A 25,488-nucleotide genomic window follows, 5' to 3' on the forward strand; every position below is an offset into this window, starting at 1 on the left:
TCCGTGCAGCAAGCAGGCGAAGAACCCGACCTGCGTTCGATCATCCGTGCCCGAGCGGCACAGGACGGGGAGCGCAGCTACCTCGAGGACGCGCGCAGCGACCGCGTCCTGACCTACCGTGCCCTCGACGACGCCGTGCGCGCCTGGGCAGCGACCCTCGACGCCATCGGTGTCGCGCCGTCCGGAGCGGTCCTCGTCGACCTCGGCGACCCGCTCTCGTTCGCCGTCGTGCACCTCGCCGCCGTCGCCACCGGGCGGCGGGCGATCCCCGTCGACACCGGTCGGCCGACCACCGAACCCCGCCGTCTCGCCGACCTGATCGGCGGCGCGTCCATCGTGGTGTCGGACCGTGCAGTGGACGCGACCATCCCCGGGGTGCCCTCCAGCGGGATCGACGCGGCCACGTTTCTCCCGGCCGGCATCCGTGACGGCGACCTGCCGTCCGAGAACCCGGACGCACCGGGCGAGGGCTCCGTCGTCCTCTTCACCAGCGGGTCGACCGGCACACCGAAGGGCGTGGAACTGCCCGAGTCGCAGCTGCTGTTCGTCGCCCGCGCGGTGGCGCAGCACAACGCGCTCACGCCGGAGGACCGCGGCTTCAACTCGCTGCCCCTCTTCCACGTCAACGCCGAGGTGGTGGGGCTGCTGGCGACCCTGGTGTCCGGCGCCACCCTCGTGCTCGACCGACGGTTCCGGCGCACCGGGTTCTGGGAGCTCCTGGCCGAGCGCCGGATCACCTGGCTGAACGCCGTGCCCGCGATCCTCGCCGTGCTCGCGAAGACCGGACCCCTCGACTTCCCGGCCGGCCTGCGGTTCGTGCGGAGTGCCTCGGCGCCGCTGCCGGACCCGGTCCGCGCGGCGCTCGGCGACGTCCCGCTCGTCGTGAGCTGGGGGATGACCGAGGGTGCGTCGCAGATCACGGCGACCCCGCTCGACGCTCCCGCCCGGGTCGGCACCGTCGGTGTCCCGGTGGGGTCCGAGGTGCAGGTCCGTGGCGACGACGGGTCCGTCCTGCCCGCCGGCGAGGTCGGCGCGCTCTGGATCCGCGGCGACGGGATCGTGCACCACTACCTGTTCGGCCGGGCGGCCGAACGCTTCGACGCCGACGGGTGGCTGAGCACCGGGGACGTCGGCTCCGTGTCGGCGGACGGCTGGGTGTCCCTGGCCGGGCGCTCCGACGACGTCATCAACCGCGGGGGCGAGAAGGTGTACCCGTCCGAGGTCGAGGACGTGCTGCTCGGGGATCCGCGCGTGCTCGAGGCGGTCGTCGTCGGACGGCCGCACGACGTGCTCGGGGCGGTGCCGATCGCGTACGTCATCCCGCAGACGAGCGAGGCGGCCGAGGACGGGGACGCTGCCACGTCCACGGCGTCCACGGCGTCCGCATCCGGGGTGCTCGACACCGGGTCGCTCGACACCGGGATGCTCGACACCGAGGCGCTCGTCGCCGACCTCACCGCCCGCGTCGAGGCCCGGCTCACCCGCTTCCGCCGCCCCGTCGAGATCATCGTCGTCCCCGACCTGCCGCGTGCGGCGACCGGGAAGGTCCAGCGAGCCAAGGTGCGCTCCATGGCGGCGCAGCCGTGACCGGTGGACAGACCCCGACGCGCACCGCCGAGGGGAAGCCGCGGCACCTCTACGAGGTCGACGTCCTCCGCATCCTCACGTTCGCCTGCGTCATCGGGGTGCACACCACGAGCCACACCGTCGCCTCCGACGACGTCGGGTTGAACGCCCTGCTCGGGCTGCTGCACTTCACGCGGCTGGTGTTCTTCTCGCTGACCGCGTTCGTCCTCGTCTACAGCTACACGCTCCGGCCCCGACCGATGTCGCAGTTCTGGCCGAAGCGCTTCCTGCTCGTCGGCGTGCCCTACCTCGCCTGGTCGTTCGTGTACGTCGTGTCGTCGTGGCTGCTCGACGGCACCCGGCGCGGCGACGTCCCCGACCTCGTCCGGACCTTCGCCGAGGGCATCGTCACCGGCACCTCGTGGTACCACCTGTACTTCCTGCTCGTGACGATGCAGGTGTACCTGCTGCTGCCCGTCATCGCCTGGCTCGTCCGGAAGACGCGCGGGCACCACGTCGCGGTGCTCGCCGTCTCCCTCGTCGTCCAGCTCGTCGTCTTCGCCGGGTACAAGTACTTCCCGGCGAGCGACGCCTGGCTGCAGGGGTACCAGAAGCAGTTCTTCTTCTCCTACGTGTTCTTCATCGTGTCCGGCGCGATCGCGGCCGACCACGCCGACGGGTTCCTCCGGTTCATCCGGGTGCACCGGCGCGCGGTCCTCTGGGGCTTCGTCGGGGTCGGCGTCCTGACGCTCGCGGTCTGGGCCGCGCAGGTCGGCCTCGGCCAATCGCTGTACGCCGCCGGCACACCGCTCCAGCCGATCCAGGTGCTCTGGAGCAGCGCCGTCTTCGTCGGGTTCCTCGCGATCGGGGCGCGGTGGGCCGACCGGCGACGACCCGGGAGCCCGCTCGCCCGCGTCGTCGACTACGGCTCGGACCGGTCGTTCGGCATCTTCCTGAGCCACCCGTTCATGATCTGGATCCTGCTCTACGGCGACAGCTGGCTCGAGCGGATCGTCCCGAAGCCGTGGCTGACGCTCGTCACGTACCTGCTCGTGCTCGTGCTGTCCGTCGCGGTGACGGAGGCCTTCCGGTGGACGCCGCTCAGCGTGCCGTTGACCGGTCGGCCGTCGCTCGCGTCGCGCGGGCAGCGTGAGGCGCGGGCCCGGAAGCGGGCGGGTCGGACCGGGTCCGGTACCCCGCGGGTCGGCCGTGCCCCGGCCGCCGCTGCGGCGGGAAGCAGCTCGCCGGAGCCGGTCGAGCCCGACGACGCCCTCGTGGGCGAGACAGACGACGTCGGTCGGCGGTAGCCGGGTCGTCAGCTGTTGCGTCAGCTGGGTTCGTCGGCTGAGTTCATCAGCCGGGTTCGTCAGCCGGGTTCGTCGGCTGGTGCGGCGTTGCGGACGTGGTGCGAGGTCGGAGCCCCGCACGGCGTCGGGAACCTCGCACGGTGCGTTGGTCGCGGCCGCGTGGTGGGGCCGGTGGCGGCCTGGAGGCGCGTGGCGGGCTGGTGCCGCGCCTCCAGGCCGCACGGTGCTGGGTTCGTCAGCTGGTGCGGCGTTGCGGACGTGGTGCGAGGTCGGAGCCTCGCACGGTGTCGGGAACCTCGCACGGTGCGGTGGTCGTCACCGAGTAGCGGGCAGGCAACCTCGCACGGTGCGGTGGCCGTGGCCCGGTGGTGGGGGCGGGACCCCGCACCGTGCGGGGTCAGGCGGACTGCTGCTCGGCCTTCGGGACGCCGATCTCGAGGACGCCGTCGGTGCTCGTCAGTCGCTGCGGCTTCATGAACCAGGCGACGACGGCGGCTGCGCCGAGCAGCACGCAGGAGAGCGCGAACGGGATCTGCCATCCGGTGGTGTCGATGAGCACGCCGAACACGATCGGTGACACCACGCCGGCGACGCCGAACCCCGTGTTCATGAACCCGGAGGCCGTGCCGGACCACTGCGGCGCGACGTCCATCGGGATCGCCCAGAGGTTCGCGTTGCAGAGCTCCAGGAAGAAGAAGGACAGCGCGAGCGAGATCGTCGCGACGACGAGTCCCTGCCCGATCACGAGCGGGATGAGGCAGACGAGCGAACCGCCCAGCCCGATGACGAGCACGGTCCGCCGGGCGTTCCGGGTGTCGCCGCCGCGGTGGATGATCCGGTCGCTCAGCATCCCACCGACCGTGTCGCCGACGACGCCCGCGAGCAGGACGAGGGTGGTGAAGAGGGCGAACTGGCTGATCGGCAGGCCGAAGGTCGAGCTGAGGAACGTCGGGATCCAGGTGAGGAACACCCAGAGGACCCACCCGTAGCCGAAGTCGACGAACGTGACGGGGAGGATCTGCCGGGCGAGGGTGCGCCACGGGACCGGCGGGCGGGTGGCGCGGGTCTCCACCGGCGGGAGCTCGTCGAGCTCGGTCTGCTGGATGCCGGCGGAGTCCTCGGGCTTGTCGCGGAACCAGACGAACCAGACGATGGCCCAGGCGATCGACAGGAGCGCGGTCGCGAAGAACGCCCAGCGCCAGCTGCCGGTGGCGCCGATCACCCAGGCGACGAGGAGCGGCGCGAGCGCGTTGCCGAGTCGGGCCGCGGAGTGCACGACGCCCTGCGCGAAGCCGTTGCGGTCGCGGGGGATCCACCGGCTCATCGCCTGGGTCGCCGCGGGGAAGGCAGCCGCCTCGCTGAGACCCAGCAGCGCGCGAGCGGCGAAGAGCGTCCAGAACCCGACCGAGAAGCCGGTCCAGAGAGTGGCCACACCCCAGACGACGGTGATCACGAAGAGCGCCTTGCGCGGGCCGAACTTCTCGGCGATGGTGCCGCCGAAGACCTGCAGGAGCGCGTAGGGCAGGGCGAACGCCGAGACGATGAGCCCCGCGGTCGTCTCGTTGAAGCCGAAGTCCTCGGTGATGTGGGGGAGGGCGGTCGAGATGTTGGTGCGGTCGATGTACGAGATCGCGTACATGAAGCACAGCAGGATGAGCACCCGACCGCGGATGCGTCCGCGGAACGGGGTGCCCTTCGGCGGTGCGGCGGGGGTCGCCGTCGTCATGGGCCTCTCCGGGGGAGTGAGAAGGATTCGGGTTGCTGAACGGATCGGAGGCTATGCCCGGTCCCTATCAGCGGACTTGGAGGCTGCCTGGCGTGGACGATACGCCCAGGGCGAGCACCGGGCTCGGTGTCGGTGGTGCCGACTACCGTTGGACCCATGGCAGTGTCAATCGAGCCCACCCGCGCGGTCCGTCCGTTCGAGGTCATCAGCGAGTACTCGCCGAGCGGTGACCAGCCCGCGGCGATCGCCGAGCTCGCCGGACGCATCAACGCCGGTGAGACCGACGTCGTGCTGCTCGGGGCCACGGGTACCGGCAAGTCCGCGACGACTGCGTGGCTCATCGAACAGGTGCAGCGGCCGACCCTCGTGCTCGCGCACAACAAGACCCTGGCGGCGCAGCTCGCGAACGAGTTCCGCAGTCTGCTGCCCAACAACGCGGTCGAGTACTTCGTGTCGTACTACGACTACTACCAGCCCGAGGCGTACGTCCCGCAGACGGACACGTTCATCGAGAAGGACTCCTCGGTCAACGCCGAGGTCGAGCGGCTCCGGCACTCCACGACGAACTCGCTCCTCAGCCGGCGCGACGTCGTGGTGGTCTCGACGGTGTCCTGCATCTACGGCCTCGGCACACCTGAGCAGTACATGAACGCCTCGGTGGCGCTGCACGTCGGCCAGACGATCTCGCGCGACCAGCTCGTCCGGAAGTTCGTGGCGATGCAGTACCAGCGGAACGACGTCGACTTCGCGCGCGGCACCTTCCGGGTCCGGGGCGACACCATCGAGATCATCCCGATGTACGAAGAGCACGCGATCCGCATCGAGATGTTCGGTGACGAGGTCGAAGCGCTGTCGTCGCTGCACCCGCTCACCGGCAACGTCATCGACGAGCTGCCGGCGGTGTCGATCTTCCCGGCGTCGCACTACGTCGCCGACACCGACGTCATGCACCGCGCGATCTCGACGATCAAGGAAGAGCTGGCGGAACGCCTCGCCGAGCTCGAGGGGCAGGGCAAGCTGCTCGAGGCGCAGCGCCTCCGGATGCGCACCACGTTCGACATCGAGATGATGGAACAGATCGGCTTCTGCTCCGGCATCGAGAACTACTCGCGGCACATGGACGGTCGTGTCGCCGGCGAAGCCCCGCACTGCCTGATCGACTACTTCCCGGACGACTTCCTCATCGTCATCGACGAGTCCCACGTCACCGTGCCGCAGATCGGTGCGATGTACGAGGGCGACGCCTCCCGCAAGCGCACGCTGGTGGAGCACGGCTTCCGCCTGCCGAGTGCCCTCGACAACCGACCGCTCACCTTCGCGGAGTTCCTCGACCGCGTCGGTCAGAAGGTCTACCTGTCCGCGACCCCGGGTCGGTACGAGCTCGGCGTCACGGACAGCGTGGTGGAGCAGATCATCCGACCGACCGGTCTCGTCGACCCGGAGATCGTGGTGAAGCCGAGCGACGGCCAGATCGACGACCTGCTCGAGGAGATCCAGCAGCGCGTCGAGAAGGACGAGCGCGTCCTCGTGACCACGCTGACCAAGCGCATGGCCGAAGAGCTCACCGACTTCCTCGGGAACGCCGGGGTCCGGGTGCGCTACCTGCACTCCGACGTCGACACGCTGAAGCGCGTCGAGCTCCTCACCGAGCTGCGCCAGGGCGTGTACGACGTCCTGGTCGGCATCAACCTGCTCCGAGAAGGACTCGACCTGCCCGAGGTCTCCCTCGTGGCGATCCTCGACGCCGACAAGGAAGGCTTCCTCCGGTCGTCGACGTCGCTCATCCAGACCATCGGTCGTGCGGCCCGCAACGTGTCGGGGCAGGTGCTCATGTACGCCGACAAGATGACGGACTCGATGAAGACCGCCATCGAGGAGACCGATCGTCGCCGTGAGAAGCAGGTCGCGTACAACACGGAACGGGGCATCGACCCGCAGCCGCTCCGCAAGAAGATCGCCGACATCACCGAGATCCTGGCGCGCGAGAACGACGACACGAAGGCGCTGCTCGAAGGGCGCCCGGGTGCCGACGGTCGTCGATCGCCCACGCCGAACCTCAAGCGCGAGGGCATCGCGGGCGAGGGCGCGACGCAGCTCGAGGCGACCATCGCCGACCTGAACGACCAGATGCTGCAGGCCGCGGCCGAGCTGAAGTTCGAGTTGGCCGCACGACTCCGCGACGAGGTGCAGGACCTCAAGAAGGCGCTGCGGCAGATGGAGTCGGCGGGGCATGTCCGCTGACGACGGTGGGATCGCCACCGCTGACGGCGCAGGGTCGGCCGCCCGCCGGACCGTCGTCGTCACCGGGGCGAGCGCCGGGCTCGGGTACCACGCGGCGGAACAGCTCGCGGCCGCCGGACACCGGGTCGTCCTCGCCACGCGCGACCGGACACGTGCCGCGGCGGCGGAGCACAGCATCCGCCGGCACGTCGACGGCGCCGATCTCGGGCACGTCCACCTCGACCTCGCCGACCTCGCCAGTGTGCGCACGGCCGCGGACGAACTGTCGCAGCTCGAGCCGGACGGGGTCGACGCGATCGTGAACAACGCCGGTGTGGTCGGCTCGGACGAGCTGCGCACCACCCCGCAGGGGACCGAGCTGCAGATCGGCACGAACCACCTCGGGCACTTCGCCTGGACGGCGCTGACGCTCCCGCTCCTCGAACAGCGAGCGGGCCGGGTCGTGCACCTCGGGTCGATCGCGCACCGGTGGGCACGCCTCGAGACCACCGACCCGCTCGGTGCCGCCCGGTACTCGAGTTACCGGCAGTACGGGCGGAGCAAGCTCGCGGTGATGCTGTTCGGGTTCGAGCTGGCCGAACGACTGGCCGACGCCGGATCACCGGTCGCCAGTGTCGTGGCGCACCCGGGACTCGCACTCGACGTCCTCGCCGTACCGAGGCCGGACGTCCAGGCGTCGCGCTCCGAGCCGGCGTGGATCCGTCCGGCGCAGCGCCTGCTCGCCCAGGGCAAGGACGCCGGCGCCGAACCACTCGTGCACGCGGCGGTCGGCAGCGACGTCCGGTCGGGGGAGTACTGGGGGCCGTCCGGCTGGATGCAACTCCGTGGTCCGGCCACCGTGGTCCGTGCCGAACCGAGGGCACACGACCGCATCGAGGCCGCCCGCCTCTGGGCGGCCAGCGAGCGCGCCGCCGGGGTCGCGTTCGCTCTCGACGCACTCGTCTGACCGTCCATCGCGGCCGAATGTCGGTCCCGCTTCGTAGAATCGACGACGATGACCATCACCTCTGACCGCGGAACCTCGACGTCGGGCCGGAACGCCTTCGGCGAGCCCGCAGACCTCCACATCCCCGGCGGCACCGCCCCGCACAGCACCTCCACGCTCAGCGTGCGGGGTGCGCGCGTGCACAACCTGCGGGACGTCGACCTCGAGATCCCGCGCGACTCCCTCGTCGTGTTCACCGGCCTGTCCGGTTCCGGCAAGTCGTCGCTCGCGTTCGACACGATCTTCGCCGAGGGACAGCGCCGCTACGTGGAGTCGCTCTCCGCGTACGCGCGCCAGTTCCTCGGGCAGGTCGACCGCCCGGACGTCGACTTCATCGAGGGGCTGTCCCCGGCGGTCTCGATCGACCAGAAGTCGACGAACCGCAACCCGCGCTCGACGGTCGGCACCATCACCGAGGTCTACGACTACATGCGCCTGCTCTGGGCGCGCATCGGTGTGCCGCACTGCCCGGTCTGCGGCGAAGTGATCAGCAAGCAGACCGTGCAGCAGATCGCCGACCAGCTCATGGAGTTCGAGTCCGGCACGCGTTTCCAGGTGCTCGCTCCGGTGATCTCCAAGAAGAAGGGCGAGTTCGTCGACCTCTTCCAGGAACTGGCGGCCTCCGGCTACGCCCGCGCGATCGTGGACGGGGAGCGCATCCAGCTGAGCGACCCGCCCAAGCTCAAGAAGCAGGTCAAGCACGACATCTCGGTGATCGTCGACCGCCTCGTCGCGAACGACGACATCCTCGGACGCCTCACCGACTCGCTCGAGACGGCGCTCCGCCTGACCGACGGCACCGTCGCGATCGACCTGGTCGACGCCGAGGGGCCGGGCGCCGTCCGGACGTACTCCGAGAACCTGTCGTGCCCGAACAACCACCCGCTCGCCCTCACCGAGATCGAGCCGCGCACGTTCTCCTTCAACGCGCCGTTCGGTGCGTGCCCCGAGTGCTCCGGCCTCGGCACGCGCATGTCGGTCGACCCCGACCTGGTGCTCGGGGACCCCGAAGCGTCCCTCCGCGACGGCGTCCTGCTGCCGTGGACGGGCACGAGCGGGCTCTACTCGTACTTCGAGAAGCTCCTCGCCGGCCTCGGCAAGGACCTCGGGTTCGACCTCGACACCCCGTGGAGCCGGCTCGACCCGTCCGTCCAGGCGGCGATCCTGACGGGCAAGGACTTCCAGGTGTCGGTGTCGTGGCGCAACCGGTTCGGCCGCGAGATGCGGTACACGAGCGGGTTCGAGGGTGTCATGCCCTACATCGAGCGCAAGTTCGCCGAGGCCGAGTCGGACTCGCAGCGGCAGCGCTTCCAGGGCTACCTGCGCGAGGTCCCGTGCCCGGTCTGCGACGGCACACGCCTCAAGCCCGAGGTCCTCGCGGTCACCGTGGCCGACCACAGCATCGCCGACGTCACGGGCTTCTCGCTCGACCAGGCGTACGCGTTCATGAACGAGCTGACGCTGACCGACCGCGAAGCGCACATCGCCGCGGCCGTGCTGCGTGAGATCCGGGCCCGGCTCGAGTTCCTGCTCGAGGTCGGTCTCAACTACCTCACCCTCGCGCGCGGTGCGGGCGGCCTCTCCGGTGGCGAGGCGCAGCGCATCCGGCTCGCGACCCAGATCGGGTCGGGTCTGACGGGCGTGCTGTACGTCCTCGACGAGCCGAGCATCGGGCTGCACCAGCGCGACAACCGCCGACTCATCGACACCCTGGTCAAGCTGAAGGACCTCGGCAACACCCTCATCGTCGTCGAGCACGACGAGGACACGATCCGCACGGCTGACTGGGTCGTCGACATCGGCCCGGGCGCCGGCGTCAACGGCGGCAACGTCGTGCACTCCGGTTCGTACGCGGGGATCATCGAGAACCGCGACTCGATCACGGGGGACTACCTCGCCGGTCGCCGGGCGATCGAGGTGCCGGCCGAGCGCCGCAAGGTCAACCTCAAGCGCACCATCACGGTGCAGGGTGCTCGGGCGAACAACCTCAAGTCGATCGACGCGGACTTCCCGCTCGGCGTCTTCACGGCGGTCACCGGGGTGAGCGGCTCGGGCAAGTCCACGCTCGTCAACGACATCCTCTACAAGGTGCTCGCCAACCAGCTCAACGGTGCCCGGCACATCGCGGGGAAGCACACCCGGGTGAAGGGCCTCGACCAGCTCGACAAGGTGGTGCACGTCGACCAGGCCCCGATCGGCCGCACCCCGCGGTCGAACCCGGCGACCTACACGGGCGTGTTCGACCGGATCCGGCAGCTGTTCGCCGAGACGCCCGAGGCGAAGGCGCGCGGTTACCAGCCGGGGCGCTTCAGCTTCAACGTCAAGGGTGGCCGCTGCGAGAACTGCTCGGGCGACGGCACGATCAAGATCGAGATGAACTTCCTGCCCGACGTCTACGTCGCGTGCGAGGTCTGCGGCGGTGCGCGGTACAACCGCGAGACGCTGCAGGTCCACTACAAGGGCAAGTCCATCTCCGAGGTCCTCGACATGCCGATCAGCGAGGCCGCCGAGTTCTTCGAACCGATCTCCGCGATCCACCGCTACATGCAGACCCTCGTCGATGTGGGTCTCGGCTACGTCCGGCTCGGGCAGAGCGCGACGACCCTGTCCGGTGGCGAGGCGCAGCGCGTCAAGCTCGCGACGGAGCTCCAGCGTCGGTCGAACGGCCGCACGGTGTACGTGCTCGACGAGCCCACGACGGGGCTGCACTTCGAGGACGTCCGGAAGCTGCTGCTCGTGCTGCAGAGCCTGGTCGACAAGGGCAACACGGTCATCACGATCGAGCACAACCTCGACGTCATCAAGTCCGCCGACTGGCTCATCGACATGGGTCCCGAGGGCGGCTCCGGCGGTGGCACGATCCTGGCGGTCGGCACCCCCGAGCACGTCGCCGAGGTGCCGGAGAGCCACACGGGGGTGTTCCTCAAGGAGATCTTCGACGCGCAGGACGCCCGGGTCGGCAAGGAGCAGGCCGTCGGCGCTCGCACGGCGCGGTCCGCCAAGGCCGGCGCGAAGCAGAAGGCTGGTGCTCGGTAGGTGGCGGACACCGTCTCGTGGCGTCCGAAGGCGGGAGAGATCCCGACCGACCCGGGCGTCTACCGCTGGCGTGACGAGGCCGGTCGGGTGCTCTACGTCGGCAAGGCGAAGAACCTCCGGGCTCGGCTGAGCAACTACTTCGCACCGCTGCCGACGCTGCACGAGCGCACCCGGCGGATGGTCCTGACGGCGCGCAGTGTCGAGTGGACCACCGTCGGTTCCGAGATCGAGGCGCTCCAGCTGGAGTACACGTGGATCAAGGAGTTCGATCCGCCGTTCAACGTCAAGTTCCGGGACGACAAGTCGTACCCGTACATGGCGATCACGCTGGGCGAGGAGTCGCCGCGGGTGATGGTGACGCGGAACCGGAAGATCAAGGGTGCGAAGTACTTCGGGCCGTACCCGAAGATCTGGGCGGTGCACGACACGATCGACCTGATGATCAAGGTGTTCCCGATCCGGACCTGCTCGGACTCGTCCTACAAGAAGGCGATGCAGACCGGCAAGCCGTGCTTCCCGGGGCAGATCGGCAAGTGCGGCGGACCGTGCTCGCAGAAGGTGACGATCGCCGAGCACCGCGCCCTGGTCGAGGAGTTCGTCAAGTTCATGGCGAGCTACGACCGGCGGGTGATCACGCAGCTGCGGCAGCGGATGGCGGCCTCGGCGGACGCGATGCAGTACGAGCAGGCCGCGAAGTTCCGCGACCAGGTCGAAGCGCTCGAGGCCGTGCTCGAGAAGTCCGCCGTGGTGCTCCGCGACTCCGTCGACCTCGATCTGTTCGGCATCGCCGAGGACGAACTGGCGGCCGCGGTGCAGCTGTTCTCCGTCCGGGGCGGTCGCATCCGCGGTGTGCGCGGCTGGGTCGTCGACAAGGAGCTCGACATCTCGACGGGCGACCTCGTCGAGCAGATCGTCCAGGGCCAGTACGCGACGGCCGAGGAGCCGCCGCGCGAGGTCGTGGTGCCGGAGCTCCCGGAGGACGCCGAGGCGCTCCAGCAGTGGCTCAGCGAACGCCGCGGTGGCCGTGGCACCAAGCTCAGCACCGCACAGCGTGGCGACCGGGCGGGTCTCGCCCGGACGGCGGCGCAGAACGCCTCGCAGGCGCTCATGCTCTACAAGACGAAGCGCTCGGCCGACTACACGACCCGGTCCGCGGCGCTGGCGGACATCCAGGACGCCCTCGGGATGAGCCAGGCCCCGCTCCGGATGGAGTGCTACGACATCTCGCACCTGCAGGGCACGAACGTCGTCGCGTCGATGGTCGTGTTCGAGGACGGGCTGCCCCGGAAGGACCAGTACCGGCGCTACACGATCGCCGAGACGACCGACGACACGGACAGCATGTACCAGGTGCTCTCCCGGCGGTTGGCCCGGCTCGACGAGGACGCCGCGGCACCGGACGTCCCCGACGTCACGAGTGACGAGGTCATCGAGGGCTCGAAGCCGACGAAGCGCTTCGCGTACCGCCCCCAGCTGCTCATCGTCGACGGTGGGCAGCCGCAGGTGCAGGCCGCGAAGCGTGCGATGGACGAGGCCGGCGTCCACGACGTCGCCCTCGTCGGCATCGCGAAGCGGCTCGAGGAGCTCTGGCTGCCGGACGACGACTTCCCGGTGATCCTGCCGCGCAACTCCGAGGCGCTGTTCCTCATCCAGCGCATCCGTGACGAGGCCCACCGCTTCGCGATCACGCACCAGCGGACCCGTCGGAAGCGCGACGTGCGCTCCCGGCTGTCCGAGATACCGGGGCTCGGGCCGAGCCGCGTGAACGCGCTGCTGAAGCACTTCGGCTCGGTCGCCCGACTGCGCGAGGCGACGGCGGAGGAGATCGGCGAGGTTCCCGGCGTCGGTCCCGCGACCGCAGCCGCGGTGGTGTCGAAGCTCGCGGACACCCCAGCGAGCGCCCCCGCGGGCCCGAGCACGGTGACCCCAGCGAGCGCCCCCGCAGACCCGAGCGTGCCGAGCGCGGCGACACCCACGAGCGCCCCGACCGGACCGAGCGTACCCACCGGGGCGGCGAGCTCGGCCGACGGCGGCAGCCCGGCACGACCGCCGGCCGATGAGCGGACACCCGCGCGGATCCCGTCCGTGACCCACGACGGTCCGCACCTTCCCGCGTGACGGCAGCCGTGCCTCCAGGCCCCGTCCGGGGGATACCCTTGACCCGCAGCCGAGACCTCCCCGGGCGACGCGCCCGGGCCGCCACGACGGAGCCCACTCCCAGATGACCGACAGCGCCCAGGCGTCGACACGATCGCCGCAACAGCACGACATCCTCATCGTCACCGGCATGTCCGGGGCCGGACGGTCCACCGTCGGCAAGGCGCTGGAAGACCTCGGCTGGTACGTGGTGGACAACCTGCCGACCCAGATGCTCGCGCCCCTGACCGAGCTCGCGGACCGGGCGGGGGAGAAGATCCCGAAGATCGCGACCGTCGTCGACGTGCGCGGCGGCCGGTTCTTCACCGACCCGGAGCAGGCGGTCGAGCAGGTTCGTTCGAGCACGTCGGCGCGGGTCCGGGTGCTGTTCCTCGAGGCGACCGACGCGGTGCTCGTCCGGCGCTTCGAGCAGGTGCGTCGACCGCACCCGCTGCAGGGCGAGGACACGCTGCTCGACGGCATCGCCCGTGAGCGCGCCCGGCTCTCCGCGCTGCGCGAGGCCTCCGACATGGTGATCGACACCTCGGACCTCAACATCCACCAGCTCGCGAACGCCGTCACCGAGCGGTTCGCCGACGACCACTTCGTCGGTGTCCAGGTGACGCTGATGAGCTTCGGCTTCAAGTACGGGCTGCCCGCCGACGCCGACATGGTGGCCGACGTGCGCTTCCTGCCGAACCCGTACTGGGTCCCGGAACTCCGGCCGCACACGGGCCTCGACAAGCCGGTCTCGGACTACGTGCTCGAGCAGCCGGGTGCCCGTCCGTTCGTCGAGCGGTACGCCTCGGTGCTCGAGCCGGTGTTCGAGGGGTACCAGCGCGAGAACAAAAGACACGCTACGATCGCCATCGGCTGTACCGGCGGCAAGCACCGCTCGGTCGCCATCGTCGCCGAGATGGCGAACCTCCTCCGCGGGATGCCTGGCGTCGCCGTGCGTGTGAAGAACCGAGACCTCGGCCGAGAGTGACCGTCCCTCCGGCCGCTCCACACGTCGTGCGCCGGGCACGCGGACCCCACATGAAGAAACGTTAGGAATGATGCTGTGCCGTTGACTGCCGAGGTCAAGGACGAACTGGCCCGGGTCGTCGTGAACCGCAACACGGTCCGCGCCGCCGAACTGGCGACCATCCTGCGGTTCGCGGGTGGCCTGCACGTCATCTCGGGCAGGATCGCGGTCGAGGTCGAACTCGACACCCGGATCATCGTCCACCGTGTCCGGAAGGACCTCGCCGAGCTGTACGGCGTGCGGAGCGAGGCGTCGGTGGGGTCGTCCGCGTCCGCTCGTCGGGGCACCCGCTACCTGGTGCGCGTGCTCGAGGCGGGGGAGACCCTGGCCCGTCAGACCGGCCTGATGGACGCTCGTCGGCGTCCGGTGCGTGGTCTGCCGAACCGGCTCACCACCGGCAACCGCGAGGACCTCGCCGCGATCTGGCGTGGCGCGTTCCTCGCCTCCGGCACGCTGACCGACCCGGGTCGTGCGGCGGCGCTCGAGGTCACGTGCCCCGGCAACGAGGCCGCGATGGCCCTCGTCGGTGCCGCGTCGCGTCTCGGCATCGCCGCGAAGGGCCGTGAGGTCCGCGGCGTGCACCGGGTCGTCATCCGCGACGGCGAGGCGATCGGTCAGATGCTCACCGTGATGGGTGCCGCCCGCACCACTGCGGACTGGGAGGAGATGCGGCAGCGCCGCGAGGTCCGTGCGACCGCGAACCGTCTGGTCAACTTCGACGACGCGAACCTCCGCCGTTCCGCGCAGGCCGCCGTCGCCGCGTGCGCCCGCGTCGAGCGCGCCCTCGAGATCCTCGGCGACGAGGTCCCCGACCACCTGCAGTACGCCGGTTCGCTGCGTCTGCAGCACCGCGACGCGTCGCTCGACGAGCTCGGCCAGCACGCCGAGCCGCCGATGACGAAGGACGCCATCGCCGGCCGCATCCGCCGCCTGCTCGCGATGGCCGACAAGCGCGCGTCGGACCTCGGCATCCCCGGCACGGAAGCGAGCGTCCCGGAGGAGCTCGAAGGGGCCTGAGAGCGGTCGTCCGATCCGTCTGACGGGAGGCGCGGTGCCAGCTGGCACCGCGCCTCCCGTCCGTCTGTGGCCGGTATCTCGGACCCCTGTGGCGACCGTCCGGACGGACCGTCACGCAGACGGCCGCGCAGTGTCCGACTGCTAGGGTCGTTACGGCGACGTTACGGGGCGTATCGTCCACCACACGTGGGCCCGCAGGGTCCGCGCCTCCGAAAGCAGCGCCCCCTGGGCGCTCCACACCCACCAGGAGATCCATTGACCGTCAAGATCGGTATCAACGGCTTCGGCCGCATCGGCCGTAACTTCTTCCGGGCCGCACTGGCCAAGGGCAGCGACCTCGAGATCGTGGCGGTGAACGACCTCACCGACAACGCGTCCCTCGCGAACCTGCTGAAGTTCGACTCCATCACCGGCAAGCTCCCGGCAACGGTCGAGCTCGACGGCGACAACATCGTCGTCGACGGCAAGGCGATCAAGGTCCTCGCGGAGCGCGACCCCGCCAACCTCCCCTGGGGCGAGCTGGGTGTCGACATCGTCATCGAGTCGACCGGCTTCTTCACGAAGGCAGCCGATGCGCAGAAGCACATCGACGCGGGCGCCAAGAAGGTCATCATCTCCGCCCCGGCCTCCGGTGACGACGTCACCATCGTCCTCGGCGTGAACGAGGGACAGTACGACCCCGCGAACCACCACATCATCTCGAACGCGTCCTGCACCACGAACAGCCTCGCGCCGCTCGCCAAGGTGTTCCACGACAAGTTCGGCATCGAGCGTGGCCTCATGACGACGGTCCACGCCTACACGGCCGACCAGAACCTGCAGGACGGCCCGCACAAGGACCCCCGTCGTGCCCGTGCCGCGGCCCTGAACATCGTCCCGACCTCCACCGGTGCGGCGAAGGCCATCGGCCTGGTCCTGCCGGAGCTCGCCGGCAAGCTCGACGGCTTCGCGCTGCGCGTGCCGGTCCCGACCGGTTCGATCACCGACCTCACCCTCGAGACCAAGTCCGAGGTCACCGTCGACGAGATCAACGCCGCCTACAAGGAGGCCGCCGAGGGCCCGCTCAAGGGCATCCTGCTCTACAGCGAGGACCCGCTGGTGTCGACCGACATCACCACGGACCCGCACTCGTCGATCTACGACTCCGGCCTGACCAAGGTCATCGGCGGTCTCGTGAAGATCACCTCCTGGTACGACAACGAGTGGGGCTACTCGAACCGCCTCGTCGACCTCACCGAGTACGTGGGCGAGCGACTCTGAGCATGGCCCTCCGTACCCTCGAGGACCTCGGCGACCTCCCCGGCAAGCGCGTCATCGTCCGCTGTGACCTGAACGTCCCGCTCAAGGACGGTGTGATCACGGACGACGGTCGCGTGCGCGCGTCGCTGACCACCCTGAACACCCTCATCACCGCCGGCGCCCGCGTCATCGTGATCTCCCACCTGGGACGCCCCGACGGCGAGCCCAAGCCGGAGTTCTCGCTGGCGCCGGTCGGCCAGCGGCTCTCCGAGCTGCTCGGCAAAGAGGTCACGTTCGTCGGCGAGACCGTCGGCGACGAGGCGACGGCGGCCGCCGGGGCACTCGAGGACGGCGACGTCCTGCTGCTCGAGAACCTCCGTTTCAACCCGGAGGAGACCTCGAAGGACGCCGCCGTGCGCGGTGGCTTCGCGGACCGCATCGCCGCACTCGGGGACGCGTTCGTCTCCGACGGCTTCGGTGTCGTGCACCGGAAGCAGGCGTCGGTCTACGAGCTCGCCTCGGCGCTCCCCAGCGCTGCGGGCTCGCTCATCGAGACCGAGCTCGGCGTGCTCGAGCAGCTGACGAAGGACCCGGCACGCCCGTACACGGTGGTGCTCGGCGGGTCCAAGGTCAGCGACAAGCTCGGCGTCATCGACCACATCCTGCCCAAGGTGGACACGCTCTGCATCGGCGGCGGCATGCTCTTCACGTTCCTCGCGGCCCAGGGCCACGGGGTGGCGAAGTCGCTGCTCGAGCAGGACCAGCTCGACGTCGTCCGCGAGTACCTGTCGCGGGCCAAGGAGCTCGGCGTGACGATCGACCTGCCGACCGACGTGGTCGTGGCGTCCGGCTTCGCGTCCGACGCCGACCACGAGACGGTGGCGGCCGACGCGATCGAGTCGTCCTCGTTCGGCACCGACGGCATCGGCCTCGACATCGGCCCGGAGACCGCTCGGCGCTTCGCGTCCGCGGTGTCCGGTTCGAAGACCGTGTTCTGGAACGGCCCGATGGGCGTGTTCGAGTTCCCGGCCTTCGCCGCCGGCACGAAGACCGTCGCCCAGGCGCTCACCGAGGTCGACGGCCTCGGGGTCGTCGGCGGTGGTGACTCCGCAGCAGCCGTCCGGTCGCTCGGGTTCTCGGACGACCAGTTCGGGCACATCTCGACCGGTGGCGGTGCGAGCCTCGAGTTCCTCGAGGGCAAGTCGCTCCCCGGTCTCGAAGCACTGGGGTGGTCCGCATGAGCCGCACGCCGTTCATCGCCGGCAACTGGAAGATGAATCTCGACCACCTGCAGGCGATCGCCACCGTGCAGAAGCTCGCGTGGACGCTGAAGGACGCGCGCCACGACTTCGACGACGTCGAGGTCGCGGTGTTCCCGCCCTTCACCGACCTCCGCAGCGTGCAGACGCTCATCTCGGCGGACAAGCTGCCCATCCGCTTCGGCGCGCAGGACCTGTCCCAGTACGACTCCGGTGCCTACACCGGTGACGTGTCGGGTGCGTTCCTGGCCGCCCTCGACGCGCAGTACGTCATCGTCGGACACTCCGAGCGGCGCACGCTGCACGGGGAGACCGACGAGGTCGTGGCCGCGAAGACCGCCGCCGCCGTCAAGCACGGCCTCGTGCCGGTGGTGTGCGTCGGTGAGACGGGCGAGCAGCGCGAACAGCGCGGCGCGGGCGTCGTGCCGGTCGAGCAGCTCGGGGTCGTCCTCGACGCCGTGAAGCCGTCCGAGATCGTCGTCGCGTACGAGCCGGTCTGGGCGATCGGGTCCGGCCAGGCGGCAACGGCCGAGCAGGCCCAGGAGGACTGCGCCGCACTGCGTCGCGGGATCGCTACGGCCTGGGGCGACGAGGCCGCTGCGGCGACCCGTGTGCTCTACGGCGGTTCGGTGAAGTCGGGCAACATCGCCGGCTTCCTCCGTGAGCCCGACATCGACGGCGCGCTCGTCGGTGGCGCATCGCTCGACGTGCAGGAGTTCGCGGCCATCGCGCGCTTCCGGCAGCACGTCGGTCTCTGACCGACCAGGCAGACCAACACACCACAGGCCGGTCGCCCCGTGCGACCGGCCTGTGCCACGCCCAGCCCCGCGGACCTCGGCCGACCACCTGGCCGGTATACTCGGATGGCTGACTGACACGAAAGGTACGTCGTGGCGATTCTCTCCGTCGTGCTGCAGGTCCTGCTCGCAATCACGAGCCTCCTGCTCACGCTCCTCATCCTGCTGCACAAGGGCCGCGGTGGCGGCCTCTCCGACATGTTCGGCGGCGGCGTGACGAGCAACCTCGGGGCGTCCGGCGTCGCCGAGCGAAACCTCAACCGCATCACGGTGATCCTCGGTCTGGTCTGGATCGTGTCCATCATCGTGCTCGGTCTCATCAACAAGTTCACGGCGGGGAGCTGATCCATGGCAAGCGGAGGCAGTGCAATCCGGGGGTCGCGCGTCGGCGCGGGTCCCATGGGGGAGCAGGACCGCGGGGTCCAGGCAGAGCGGGTGGCGATCTCGTACTGGGACGCCCTGGGGAACGAGGTCGTGCGGTACTTCGCCGCGGGCCTGCCCGATGAAGAGATCCCCGAGACGGTGGACTCGCCGTCGACCGGGCTCCCGGCCGGCCGTGACAAGGAGAACCCTCCCGTGGTCTCCAAGACCGAGCCGTACAAGACCCACCTCGCGTACGTGAAGGAACGACGCACCGAGGAAGAGGCAGCGCAGCTCCTCGAGGACGCGCTGCAGCAGCTCCGGCAGCGCCGCGGTACCGCCGCGAAGTAGTCCGACGCACGAAGGCCCCCGCACCGTCAGGTGCGGGGGCCTTCGTCGTGCGGGCCGGGTCCGCGCCGTGTGTCGTCCCGCCGAGATCGCACGTTGTGCGCCCACCCGGCGGCCGGTGGTCGCCGAAGTGCGATCTCACCGACCGGGGCGGCCTGAGACCGGACCACGGACGGACGGGAGGCGCGGTGCCAGCTGGCACCGCGCCTCCCGTCCGTCAGGTGGTTTGGTCTAGTACGTCGACGCGATCAGGTTCTCGGGGACGTCGCGCGCGGCGTCCTGGTCGACGAAGAACACGGTGCGCTTGCGTCCCTGGACGCCGCCGACCGGGACCTCGTCGACGGCCGCACCCGCGAGGGCGAGGCCGAGGACCGAGGCCTTCTCGGCACCGGACAGGATGACCCAGACCCGCTGCGACGCGTTGATCACCGGGAAGGTGACCGTCAGGCGCTGCGGCGGCGGCTTGGGGGAGTCGTCGACGGACAGCACGGCGCGGTCGGTGACGGCGAGCTGCGGGAACTCGGGGAAGAGCGACGCGGTGTGCCCGTCCGGACCGACGCCCAGCAGGGTGATGTCGAACCGCGGCGCGACGGCGCCCTCGGGAGCGGCGTCCTGGAGTTCGCGCTCGTACTGCGCGGCGGCCTCGTCGATCGTGAGGCCGGCGTCGGACGCCGCGATCGGGTGGATGTTCGACTCCGGGATGTCGACGTGGTCGAAGAAGTCCGTCTGCGTGCCGGTGATGTTCCGATCGGCGTCACCCGCGGGCACCCAGCGCTCGTCGACCCACCACACGTGCACCTTCGACCAGTCGACGCTCTCGCGCGCCGGCGACTGGCCGATCGCGGCGAGGACGAGGGAGGACACCGAACCACCGCTGATGGCGATGTCCGCGCGCTCCTGCTCGTCGAGCACGTCGATGATCTTCGTGATGAAGCGTGCGGCGACCGAAGCGCCGAGGGCCTGCTTGTCCGGGTGCACCAGCACCCGCCGTTCGTTGGTCACGTGACTCCCGTGTTCGTGGCGGACGACCGGTCGGACGACCGCCTTCGGTCCGACCGGCCGGTCCTGGTGCTCGGGTGAGCGGGACCGGCCGGTCGTGTGGGGCTTGCTCAGCCGGCGATCGACTCACGCAGCTGCGGTACCCCGTGCTTGACGACGTCTCCGAAGAGGACGTCCGGGTCGAGTCTACGGAGTTCCTCGGCCAGGCAGTCGCGCAGGTTGCGGCGCGGCAGCGACAGGTCGTGCGTCGGCTGCCCGGGCATCGAGAGCGTCGCGACGTCCACCAGGGACCGCTCGAGCTCGATGGCGCCGGACTCCCGCACGAGCTTCACGCCGTGGATGCCGCTCGACCCGGTCGCGCGGGGCGACGTGACGACGGTGACCGGCACCTCGAGCTGCAGCTGCAGCCAGGCGGCCAGGAGGATCGTCGACGGGCTGTCGTACGCTCCCGAGACCTCGACCGCGGTGACCGGCTCGTACGGCGGCTGGTCGAGCGCCGCGGCGAGCTGGTTCCGCCAGAGGGTGAGCCGGGTCCACGCGAAGTCGGTGTCACCGGGGACGTACGAGGCACCGAGCGCCTCGATCGCACCGTTCGGGTCCTTCTGCGCGGCTGCGTCCGTGATGCGTCGCTGGGCGATGCGGCCCAGGGCCGACGCGGCCGGCTGCTCCGGGGCGGTCTGCGGCCACCACGCCACGACGGGGGCGTCCGGCAGGAGCAGGCCCGTGACCAGGCTCTCCTCGTCGGTCGCGGTCTCGCCGTAGGCGCGGAGGACGATGACCTCACTCGCGCCCGCGTCGCTGCCGACGCGGATCTGCGCGTCGAGACGACCCGGGGACTTCGTGTCACCGTGGTTCTTCGACACGATGATGACGCGCATCGGGTGCTCGCGCGAGGCCTCGTTGGCGGCCTCGATCGCCTCTTCCTCGTGGCCCAGGGCCGTCGAGATGATGAGCGTCAGGACACGACCGAGGGCGACGGCGCCGCCCTCCTCGCGGATGTGGACGAGTTTCTTCTGGATCTTCGAGACCGTGGTGTTCGGCATGTCGATCTTCATGGACGCCTCCAGGTCCGGCCGTCGCGGGCGAGCAGGGCGTCGGCGGACGCCGGGCCCCACGTGCCGGGACGGTACTGCTCGGGCTGGCCCTGCGATGCCCAGAACTCCTCGATCGGATCGAGGATCTTCCAGGAGAGCTCCACCTCTTGGTGACGGGGGAACAGGGGCGGGTCGCCGAGGAGCACGTCGAGGATGAGTCGCTCGTACGCCTCGGGGGATGCCTCGGTGAACGCGTGGCCGTAGCCGAAGTCCATCGTGACGTCGCGCACCTGCGTGCCGACGCCGGGGACCTTCGAGCCGAAGCGGAGCGTGACGCCCTCGTCCGGCTGCACGCGGATGACGAGCGCGTTCTGGCCGAGCGGCGACTGCGTGTTGCCGTAGACGTCCTCGGGGACGCGCTTGAACACGATCGCGATCTCGGTGACCCGGCGTCCGAGTCGCTTGCCCGCGCGGAGGTAGAACGGGACGCCCTGCCAGCGACGCGTGGCGATGTCGAGCTTGATCGCCGCGTACGTCTCGGTGCCGGACTCCGGGTTCATGCCCGCTTCCTCGAGGAAGCCGAGCACCTTCTCGCCGCCCTGCCACCCGCCGGCGTACTGCCCGCGGGCCGTCGCCGTGGCGAGGTCCTCCGGCAGACGGACGGCGGAGAGCACCTTCTCCTTCTCGGCGCGGAGGTCCGCGGCCTTGAACGACACGGGCTCCTCCATGGCGGTGAGCGCCAGGAGCTGCAGCAGGTGGTTCTGGATGACGTCGCGCGCTGCGCCGATGCCGTCGTAGTACGCGGCACGTCCGGCGACGCCGATGTCCTCGGCCATCGTGATCTGCACGTGGTCGACGTAGTTCGAGTTCCAGATGGGTTCGTACATCTGGTTCGCGAACCGGAGCGTCAGCAGGTTCTGGACGGTCTCCTTGCCGAGGTAGTGGTCGATGCGGAACACGTCGTCCGGAGCGAAGACGCTCTCGACGATCGCGTTCAGCTCGCGCGCGGTGCGGAGGTCGGAGCCGAACGGCTTCTCGACGACCACACGGCTCCAGGACCCGTCGCGCTTCTCGGTCAGGCCGGACAGCTTGAGCTGCTCGGTGACGACCGGGAACATCTTCGGCGGGATGGACAGGTAGAACGCGTGGTTGCCGAGCGTGCCGCGTTCCGCGTCGAGGTCGTCGACGGTGCGCTTGAGTTCGCGGAACGCCTCCGGGTCGTCGAACGACCCCTGGACGAACCGGATGCCCTGTTCGAGCTGACGCCAGACGTCCTCGTCGAACGGGGTGCGGGAGTGCTCCTTGACGGCGTCGTGGACGAGCTGGGAGAAGTCTTGGTCCTCCCAGTCACGCCGAGCGAACCCGACGAGTGCGAAGCCGGGCGGCAGGAGCCCCCGGTTCGCCAGGTCGTAGACCGCGGGCATCAGCTTCTTGCGGGACAGGTCGCCCGTCACGCCGAAGATGATGAGGGTGCTGGGTCCCGCGATCCGGTTCAGTCGACGATCCGTCGGCAGCCGGAGCGGGTTGTGCTCCGGGGTGATTGCCACCGGTGACATGAGTCGGTGAACTCCTTCGAGAGTCAGAGGGTGACGGCGGATGCCAGTGCTGCGGTGGCAGCGGCGACGTCCGTCGTCGTGAGGGTCAGGACCGGGCGGCCGTTCGCCGCGAGGACACTCGCGTCGCCGGAGGCCTGGGCCTGGATGAGCTGACCGAACGTGAACGGACGGCCGGGGATCGACAGGTCCTCGGGTTCGTCGGCGACGATCTGCAGGAAGACGCCCGTCGCGGGGCCGCCCTTGTGGTACTGGCCGGTCGAGTGCAGGAAGCGCGGACCGTACCCGAACGTGACCGGCCGCCCGGTGCGCGCCGCCAGGGCGTCACGCAGCGACTCGAGCTCTCGGTTGGCGGCGCGGTCGACGTACGCCTGGACGGCCAGGTAGCCGGTTGCGTCGATCTCGGACAGGAGGCCCGTGACGGCTTCTGCGAGGGTGGTCCCGACCGACAGTCCCGGCGTCGCGCGGACGGCGATGCCGCCCTCGGTGAACGCGGGCTCGGTCGGCGCCGGACGGTCGTCGAGCAGCGCGCGCGCCGCGACCTTGGCGGCCTCGACGTCGGGCTGGTCGAACGGGTCGATGCCGAGCAGGCGCCCGGCGACGGCGACGGCGTACTCCCACACGAGGAACTGCCCACCGAGCGTGCCCGTGATCTCGACCTCGCCCTCGGCGACGTGGCGTTCGTCGTCACGGGAGCCGACGAGCCGGATGACCTGCACGTCGGGGAGACCGGCGGTGACCTCGGGGGAGTCGACACCGAGCACGACCGGCAGCAGGCCGCGGCCGTCCTTGCCGGTGGACTCGGCGATCAGCTGCTCCACCCAGTCGCCGAACCCGACGATGTGGGTGCCGTCCGGGACGATCGCGATCGTGGAACGCAGCGGATCGGTGCCACCGAGGACCGCGCCGAGCACGAGGCCCGGGTTCTCGTCGATGTCCACCGAGAGGAGCGCCGAGATGGCGTCGGCCTCGTCGAGCAGTTCCTCGATGTCCGCACCGGCCAGGCCGGACGGCACGAGGCCGAACGCGGTGAGCGCGGAGTAGCGGCCGCCGACGGTGGGGTCGGCGGTGAAGACGCGGTAGCCGGCGGCCGTCGCCTCGGCCTCGAGCGGGGAGCCCGGGTCGGTGACGACGACGATGCGTCCGGCGGGGTCGATCCCGGCGTCGCGGAAGGCCTGCTCGTACACACGGCGCTGCGAGTCGGTCTCGAGGGTCGAACCCGACTTCGAGGACACGACGAGCACGGTGCGGTCCAACTGGTGCTCGACCGCGGCGCGGACCTGCGCGGGGTCGGTCGAGTCGAGGACGGTCAGCGGGACACCGGACGTCCGGGTGATCACCTCGGGCGCGAGCGACGAGCCGCCCATGCCGGCGAGGACGACGTGGTCGATCCCCTCCGCACGGAGCGACTCCCGCAGCGCCGTGACCTCGGCGACGAGCGGGCGGGAGACCGAGACGGCCTCCACCCAACCGAGCCGGTTCGACGCCTCGGTCTCGGCGGCGGGACCCCAGAGCTCGGGGTCCTGGGCGGTGATGCCCGAGGCCACCAGGTCGGTGACGAGGCGCGGGACCACCGTGTCGATGGCCCGCGCCGCGTCACCGCTGGCGGCGATGGAGACCGTCACTACTTGGCGCCGTCGAGTGCCGCCTTGACGGTGTCGACGAGCTCGCCCCACGAGACGTTGAACTTGTCGACGCCCTCCTTCTCGAGCAGCGCCACGACGTCGTCGTAGTCGATGCCGACGGCGGCGAGCTGGTCGAGCACGCCCTGCGCGTCGTCGAAGGTGCCGGCGATCGCGTCGCCGTGGATCTCACCGTGGTCGAACGTGGCGTCGAGCGTCTTGCCCGGCATCGTGTTGACGGTGTTCGGGGCGGCGAGCTCGGTCACGTAGAGCGTGTCGGGGAGCGACGGGTCCTTGACACCGGTCGAGGCCCAGAGCGGACGCTGCGTGTTCGCACCGGCCTCGAGCAGGCCGAGGGCACGCTCGGTCGAGAACGCCTCGGTCCAGACCTGGTAGGCGAGCTGCGCGTTGGCGATGCCGGCCTTCGACTTGAGGGCCTTCGCCTCGTCCGTGCCGACGGCGTCGAGACGCTTGTCGATCTCGGAGTCGACGCGCGACACGAAGAAGGACGCGACCGAGTGGATCTTCGAGAGGTCGTGGCCGGCGGCCTTGGCCTTCTCGAGCCCACCGAGGTAGGCGTCGATGACGGCACGGTAGCGCTCGAGCGAGAAGATCAGCGTGACGTTGACGGAGATGCCGGCGCCGATGACCTCGGTGATCGCCTCGAGGCCCTCGATCGTCGCGGGGATCTTGATGAGGACGTTCTCGCGGCCGACCTTCTCGAACAGGAACTTGGCCTGCTCGATGGTCTTCGCGGTCTCGTGGGCGAGGCCCGGCTCGACCTCGATCGAGACGCGGCCGTCGAAGCCCTTGGTCTCGTCGTAGATCGGCTTGAAGACGTCGGAGGCGTTCGCGACGTCCTGCGTGGTGATCTCGAAGATCGCGTCGGTGACCTCGGTGCCGGCGGCTGCCAGCTCCTTGACCTGCGCGTCGTAGCGCTCGCCCTTGGCGAGGGCCGAGGCGAAGATCGTCGGGTTCGTGGTGACGCCCACGACGTTCTTCTGCTCGATGAGCTCGGTGAGCTTGCCGGTCTCGAGCAGCTCGCGCGAGAGGTCGTCGAGCCAGATGCTCACGCCGACCGCGGAGAGGGCGGCGGTGGGGGTGTTGTCAGCCATGTGTTTCTCTTCTTCTTTCATCGACTGGCCACAGTCGTGGATGTGACTGCGGGCCGTGGAGTCGTGGTCTGGTGTCCGGGAGGCGCGGGGCGGAGCCGAGCCGCGCCTCCCGGAAGAAGGG

19 protein-coding genes are annotated in these 25,488 nt (G+C 70.1%); 13 read left to right on the plus strand and 6 right to left on the minus strand.

The annotated features are described in order from the left end of the window. The first annotated feature begins 3 nt into the window (after positions 1-3). Entirely contained in the window at positions 4-1,587 is a 1,584-nt protein-coding gene (locus BLT36_RS14795; protein WP_175529663.1) for a class I adenylate-forming enzyme family protein, read from the plus strand. Beyond that, positions 1,584-2,873, plus strand: a complete 1,290-nt coding sequence (locus tag BLT36_RS14800; protein ID WP_092096275.1) for an acyltransferase — start codon at positions 1,584-1,586, stop codon at positions 2,871-2,873. Before BLT36_RS14795 ends, BLT36_RS14800 begins: the two co-directional genes overlap by 4 nt. Positions 2,874-3,270: 397 nt before the next feature. Here BLT36_RS14800 and BLT36_RS14805 read toward each other — a convergent pair whose 3' ends face one another. Further along, positions 3,271-4,599: an MFS transporter gene (locus tag BLT36_RS14805; protein ID WP_092096277.1), complete on the minus strand. Its 1,329-nt coding sequence runs from the start codon at positions 4,597-4,599 to the stop codon at positions 3,271-3,273. A gap of 168 nt (positions 4,600-4,767) precedes the next feature. On the opposite strand from BLT36_RS14805, the gene uvrB reads away from it, so the two are divergent. The 11 genes from uvrB (at position 4,768) to BLT36_RS14860 (ending at position 19,047) form a co-directional block, all read left to right on the plus strand. Then, complete coding sequence (gene uvrB / locus BLT36_RS14810; RefSeq protein ID WP_092096549.1) at positions 4,768-6,840, plus strand: excinuclease ABC subunit UvrB; 2,073 nt, start codon at positions 4,768-4,770, stop codon at positions 6,838-6,840. Continuing rightward, on the plus strand, positions 6,830-7,786 hold the full coding sequence (locus BLT36_RS14815) for an SDR family NAD(P)-dependent oxidoreductase (protein WP_092096279.1): 957 nt from the start codon (positions 6,830-6,832) through the stop codon (positions 7,784-7,786). Before uvrB ends, BLT36_RS14815 begins: the two co-directional genes overlap by 11 nt. 48 nt (positions 7,787-7,834) lie before the next feature. Continuing rightward, a complete protein-coding gene (uvrA, locus tag BLT36_RS14820; protein WP_092096280.1) occupies positions 7,835-10,861 on the plus strand; it encodes an excinuclease ABC subunit UvrA in 3,027 nt (1,008 codons plus the stop codon). Continuing rightward, entirely contained in the window at positions 10,862-12,979 is a 2,118-nt protein-coding gene (uvrC, locus tag BLT36_RS14825) for an excinuclease ABC subunit UvrC (protein ID WP_092096282.1), read from the plus strand. It begins immediately after the preceding gene. Positions 12,980-13,082: 103 nt separating this feature from the next. Beyond that, positions 13,083-13,985 (plus strand): RNase adapter RapZ, encoded by a 903-nt coding sequence (gene rapZ / locus BLT36_RS14830; protein WP_092096284.1) that lies wholly within the window; start codon positions 13,083-13,085, stop codon positions 13,983-13,985. A 75-nt stretch (positions 13,986-14,060) separates the two neighbouring features. Further along, positions 14,061-15,041 (plus strand): DNA-binding protein WhiA, encoded by a 981-nt coding sequence (whiA, locus tag BLT36_RS14835; protein ID WP_092096285.1) that lies wholly within the window; start codon positions 14,061-14,063, stop codon positions 15,039-15,041. Between the two features lie 255 nt (positions 15,042-15,296). Beyond that, complete coding sequence (gap, locus tag BLT36_RS14840) at positions 15,297-16,301, plus strand: type I glyceraldehyde-3-phosphate dehydrogenase (RefSeq protein WP_027465689.1); 1,005 nt, start codon at positions 15,297-15,299, stop codon at positions 16,299-16,301. 2 nt (positions 16,302-16,303) lie between these two features. After that, complete coding sequence (gene pgk / locus BLT36_RS14845; RefSeq protein WP_092096287.1) at positions 16,304-17,521, plus strand: phosphoglycerate kinase; 1,218 nt, start codon at positions 16,304-16,306, stop codon at positions 17,519-17,521. Beyond that, on the plus strand, positions 17,518-18,297 hold the full coding sequence (gene tpiA, locus BLT36_RS14850) for a triose-phosphate isomerase (RefSeq protein ID WP_092096550.1): 780 nt from the start codon (positions 17,518-17,520) through the stop codon (positions 18,295-18,297). Before pgk ends, tpiA begins: the two co-directional genes overlap by 4 nt. A 132-nt stretch (positions 18,298-18,429) precedes the next feature. After that, positions 18,430-18,681 (plus strand): preprotein translocase subunit SecG, encoded by a 252-nt coding sequence (gene secG / locus BLT36_RS14855; RefSeq protein WP_058727797.1) that lies wholly within the window; start codon positions 18,430-18,432, stop codon positions 18,679-18,681. A gap of 3 nt (positions 18,682-18,684) precedes the next feature. Further along, positions 18,685-19,047 (plus strand): RNA polymerase-binding protein RbpA, encoded by a 363-nt coding sequence (locus BLT36_RS14860; protein WP_092096288.1) that lies wholly within the window; start codon positions 18,685-18,687, stop codon positions 19,045-19,047. A gap of 228 nt (positions 19,048-19,275) precedes the next feature. Here BLT36_RS14860 and pgl read toward each other — a convergent pair whose 3' ends face one another. From pgl to tal, 5 genes are all read right to left on the minus strand, one after another. Beyond that, positions 19,276-20,046 (minus strand): 6-phosphogluconolactonase, encoded by a 771-nt coding sequence (pgl, locus tag BLT36_RS14865; RefSeq protein ID WP_092096290.1) that lies wholly within the window; start codon positions 20,044-20,046, stop codon positions 19,276-19,278. Positions 20,047-20,153: 107 nt separating this feature from the next. Beyond that, on the minus strand, positions 20,154-21,098 hold the full coding sequence (locus tag BLT36_RS14870; RefSeq protein WP_092096291.1) for a glucose-6-phosphate dehydrogenase assembly protein OpcA: 945 nt from the start codon (positions 21,096-21,098) through the stop codon (positions 20,154-20,156). Beyond that, on the minus strand, positions 21,095-22,633 hold the full coding sequence (gene zwf, locus BLT36_RS14875) for a glucose-6-phosphate dehydrogenase (protein WP_092096293.1): 1,539 nt from the start codon (positions 22,631-22,633) through the stop codon (positions 21,095-21,097). The genes BLT36_RS14870 and zwf overlap by 4 nt, the downstream gene beginning before the upstream one ends. A gap of 23 nt (positions 22,634-22,656) precedes the next feature. After that, entirely contained in the window at positions 22,657-24,255 is a 1,599-nt protein-coding gene (locus BLT36_RS14880; RefSeq protein ID WP_092096294.1) for a glucose-6-phosphate isomerase, read from the minus strand. After that, complete coding sequence (gene tal, locus BLT36_RS14885) at positions 24,255-25,367, minus strand: transaldolase (RefSeq protein ID WP_092096296.1); 1,113 nt, start codon at positions 25,365-25,367, stop codon at positions 24,255-24,257. The genes BLT36_RS14880 and tal overlap by 1 nt, the downstream gene beginning before the upstream one ends. Positions 25,368-25,488 lie beyond the last annotated feature (121 nt).

Source organism: Curtobacterium sp. UNCCL20 (genome assembly GCF_900101675.1).
Taxonomy (GTDB): Bacteria; Actinomycetota; Actinomycetes; order Actinomycetales; family Microbacteriaceae; genus Curtobacterium.

What these genes read in the sequence shown, in the direction of transcription:
- tpiA (WP_092096550.1), top strand. Translation starts at nt 17,518, where the DNA reads ATGAGCCGCACGCCGTTCATCGCCGGCAACTGGAAGATGAATCTCGAC.
- BLT36_RS14815 (WP_092096279.1), top strand. Translation starts at nt 6,830, where the DNA reads ATGTCCGCTGACGACGGTGGGATCGCCACCGCTGACGGCGCAGGGTCG.
- zwf (WP_092096293.1), bottom strand. Translation starts at nt 22,633, where the DNA reads ATGTCACCGGTGGCAATCACCCCGGAGCACAACCCGCTCCGGCTGCCG.
- BLT36_RS14870 (WP_092096291.1), bottom strand. Translation starts at nt 21,098, where the DNA reads ATGAAGATCGACATGCCGAACACCACGGTCTCGAAGATCCAGAAGAAA.
- uvrA (WP_092096280.1), top strand. Translation starts at nt 7,835, where the DNA reads ATGACCATCACCTCTGACCGCGGAACCTCGACGTCGGGCCGGAACGCC.
- rapZ (WP_092096284.1), top strand. Translation starts at nt 13,083, where the DNA reads ATGACCGACAGCGCCCAGGCGTCGACACGATCGCCGCAACAGCACGAC.
- BLT36_RS14805 (WP_092096277.1), bottom strand. Translation starts at nt 4,599, where the DNA reads ATGACGACGGCGACCCCCGCCGCACCGCCGAAGGGCACCCCGTTCCGC.
- BLT36_RS14860 (WP_092096288.1), top strand. Translation starts at nt 18,685, where the DNA reads ATGGCAAGCGGAGGCAGTGCAATCCGGGGGTCGCGCGTCGGCGCGGGT.
- tal (WP_092096296.1), bottom strand. Translation starts at nt 25,367, where the DNA reads ATGGCTGACAACACCCCCACCGCCGCCCTCTCCGCGGTCGGCGTGAGC.
- pgk (WP_092096287.1), top strand. Translation starts at nt 16,304, where the DNA reads ATGGCCCTCCGTACCCTCGAGGACCTCGGCGACCTCCCCGGCAAGCGC.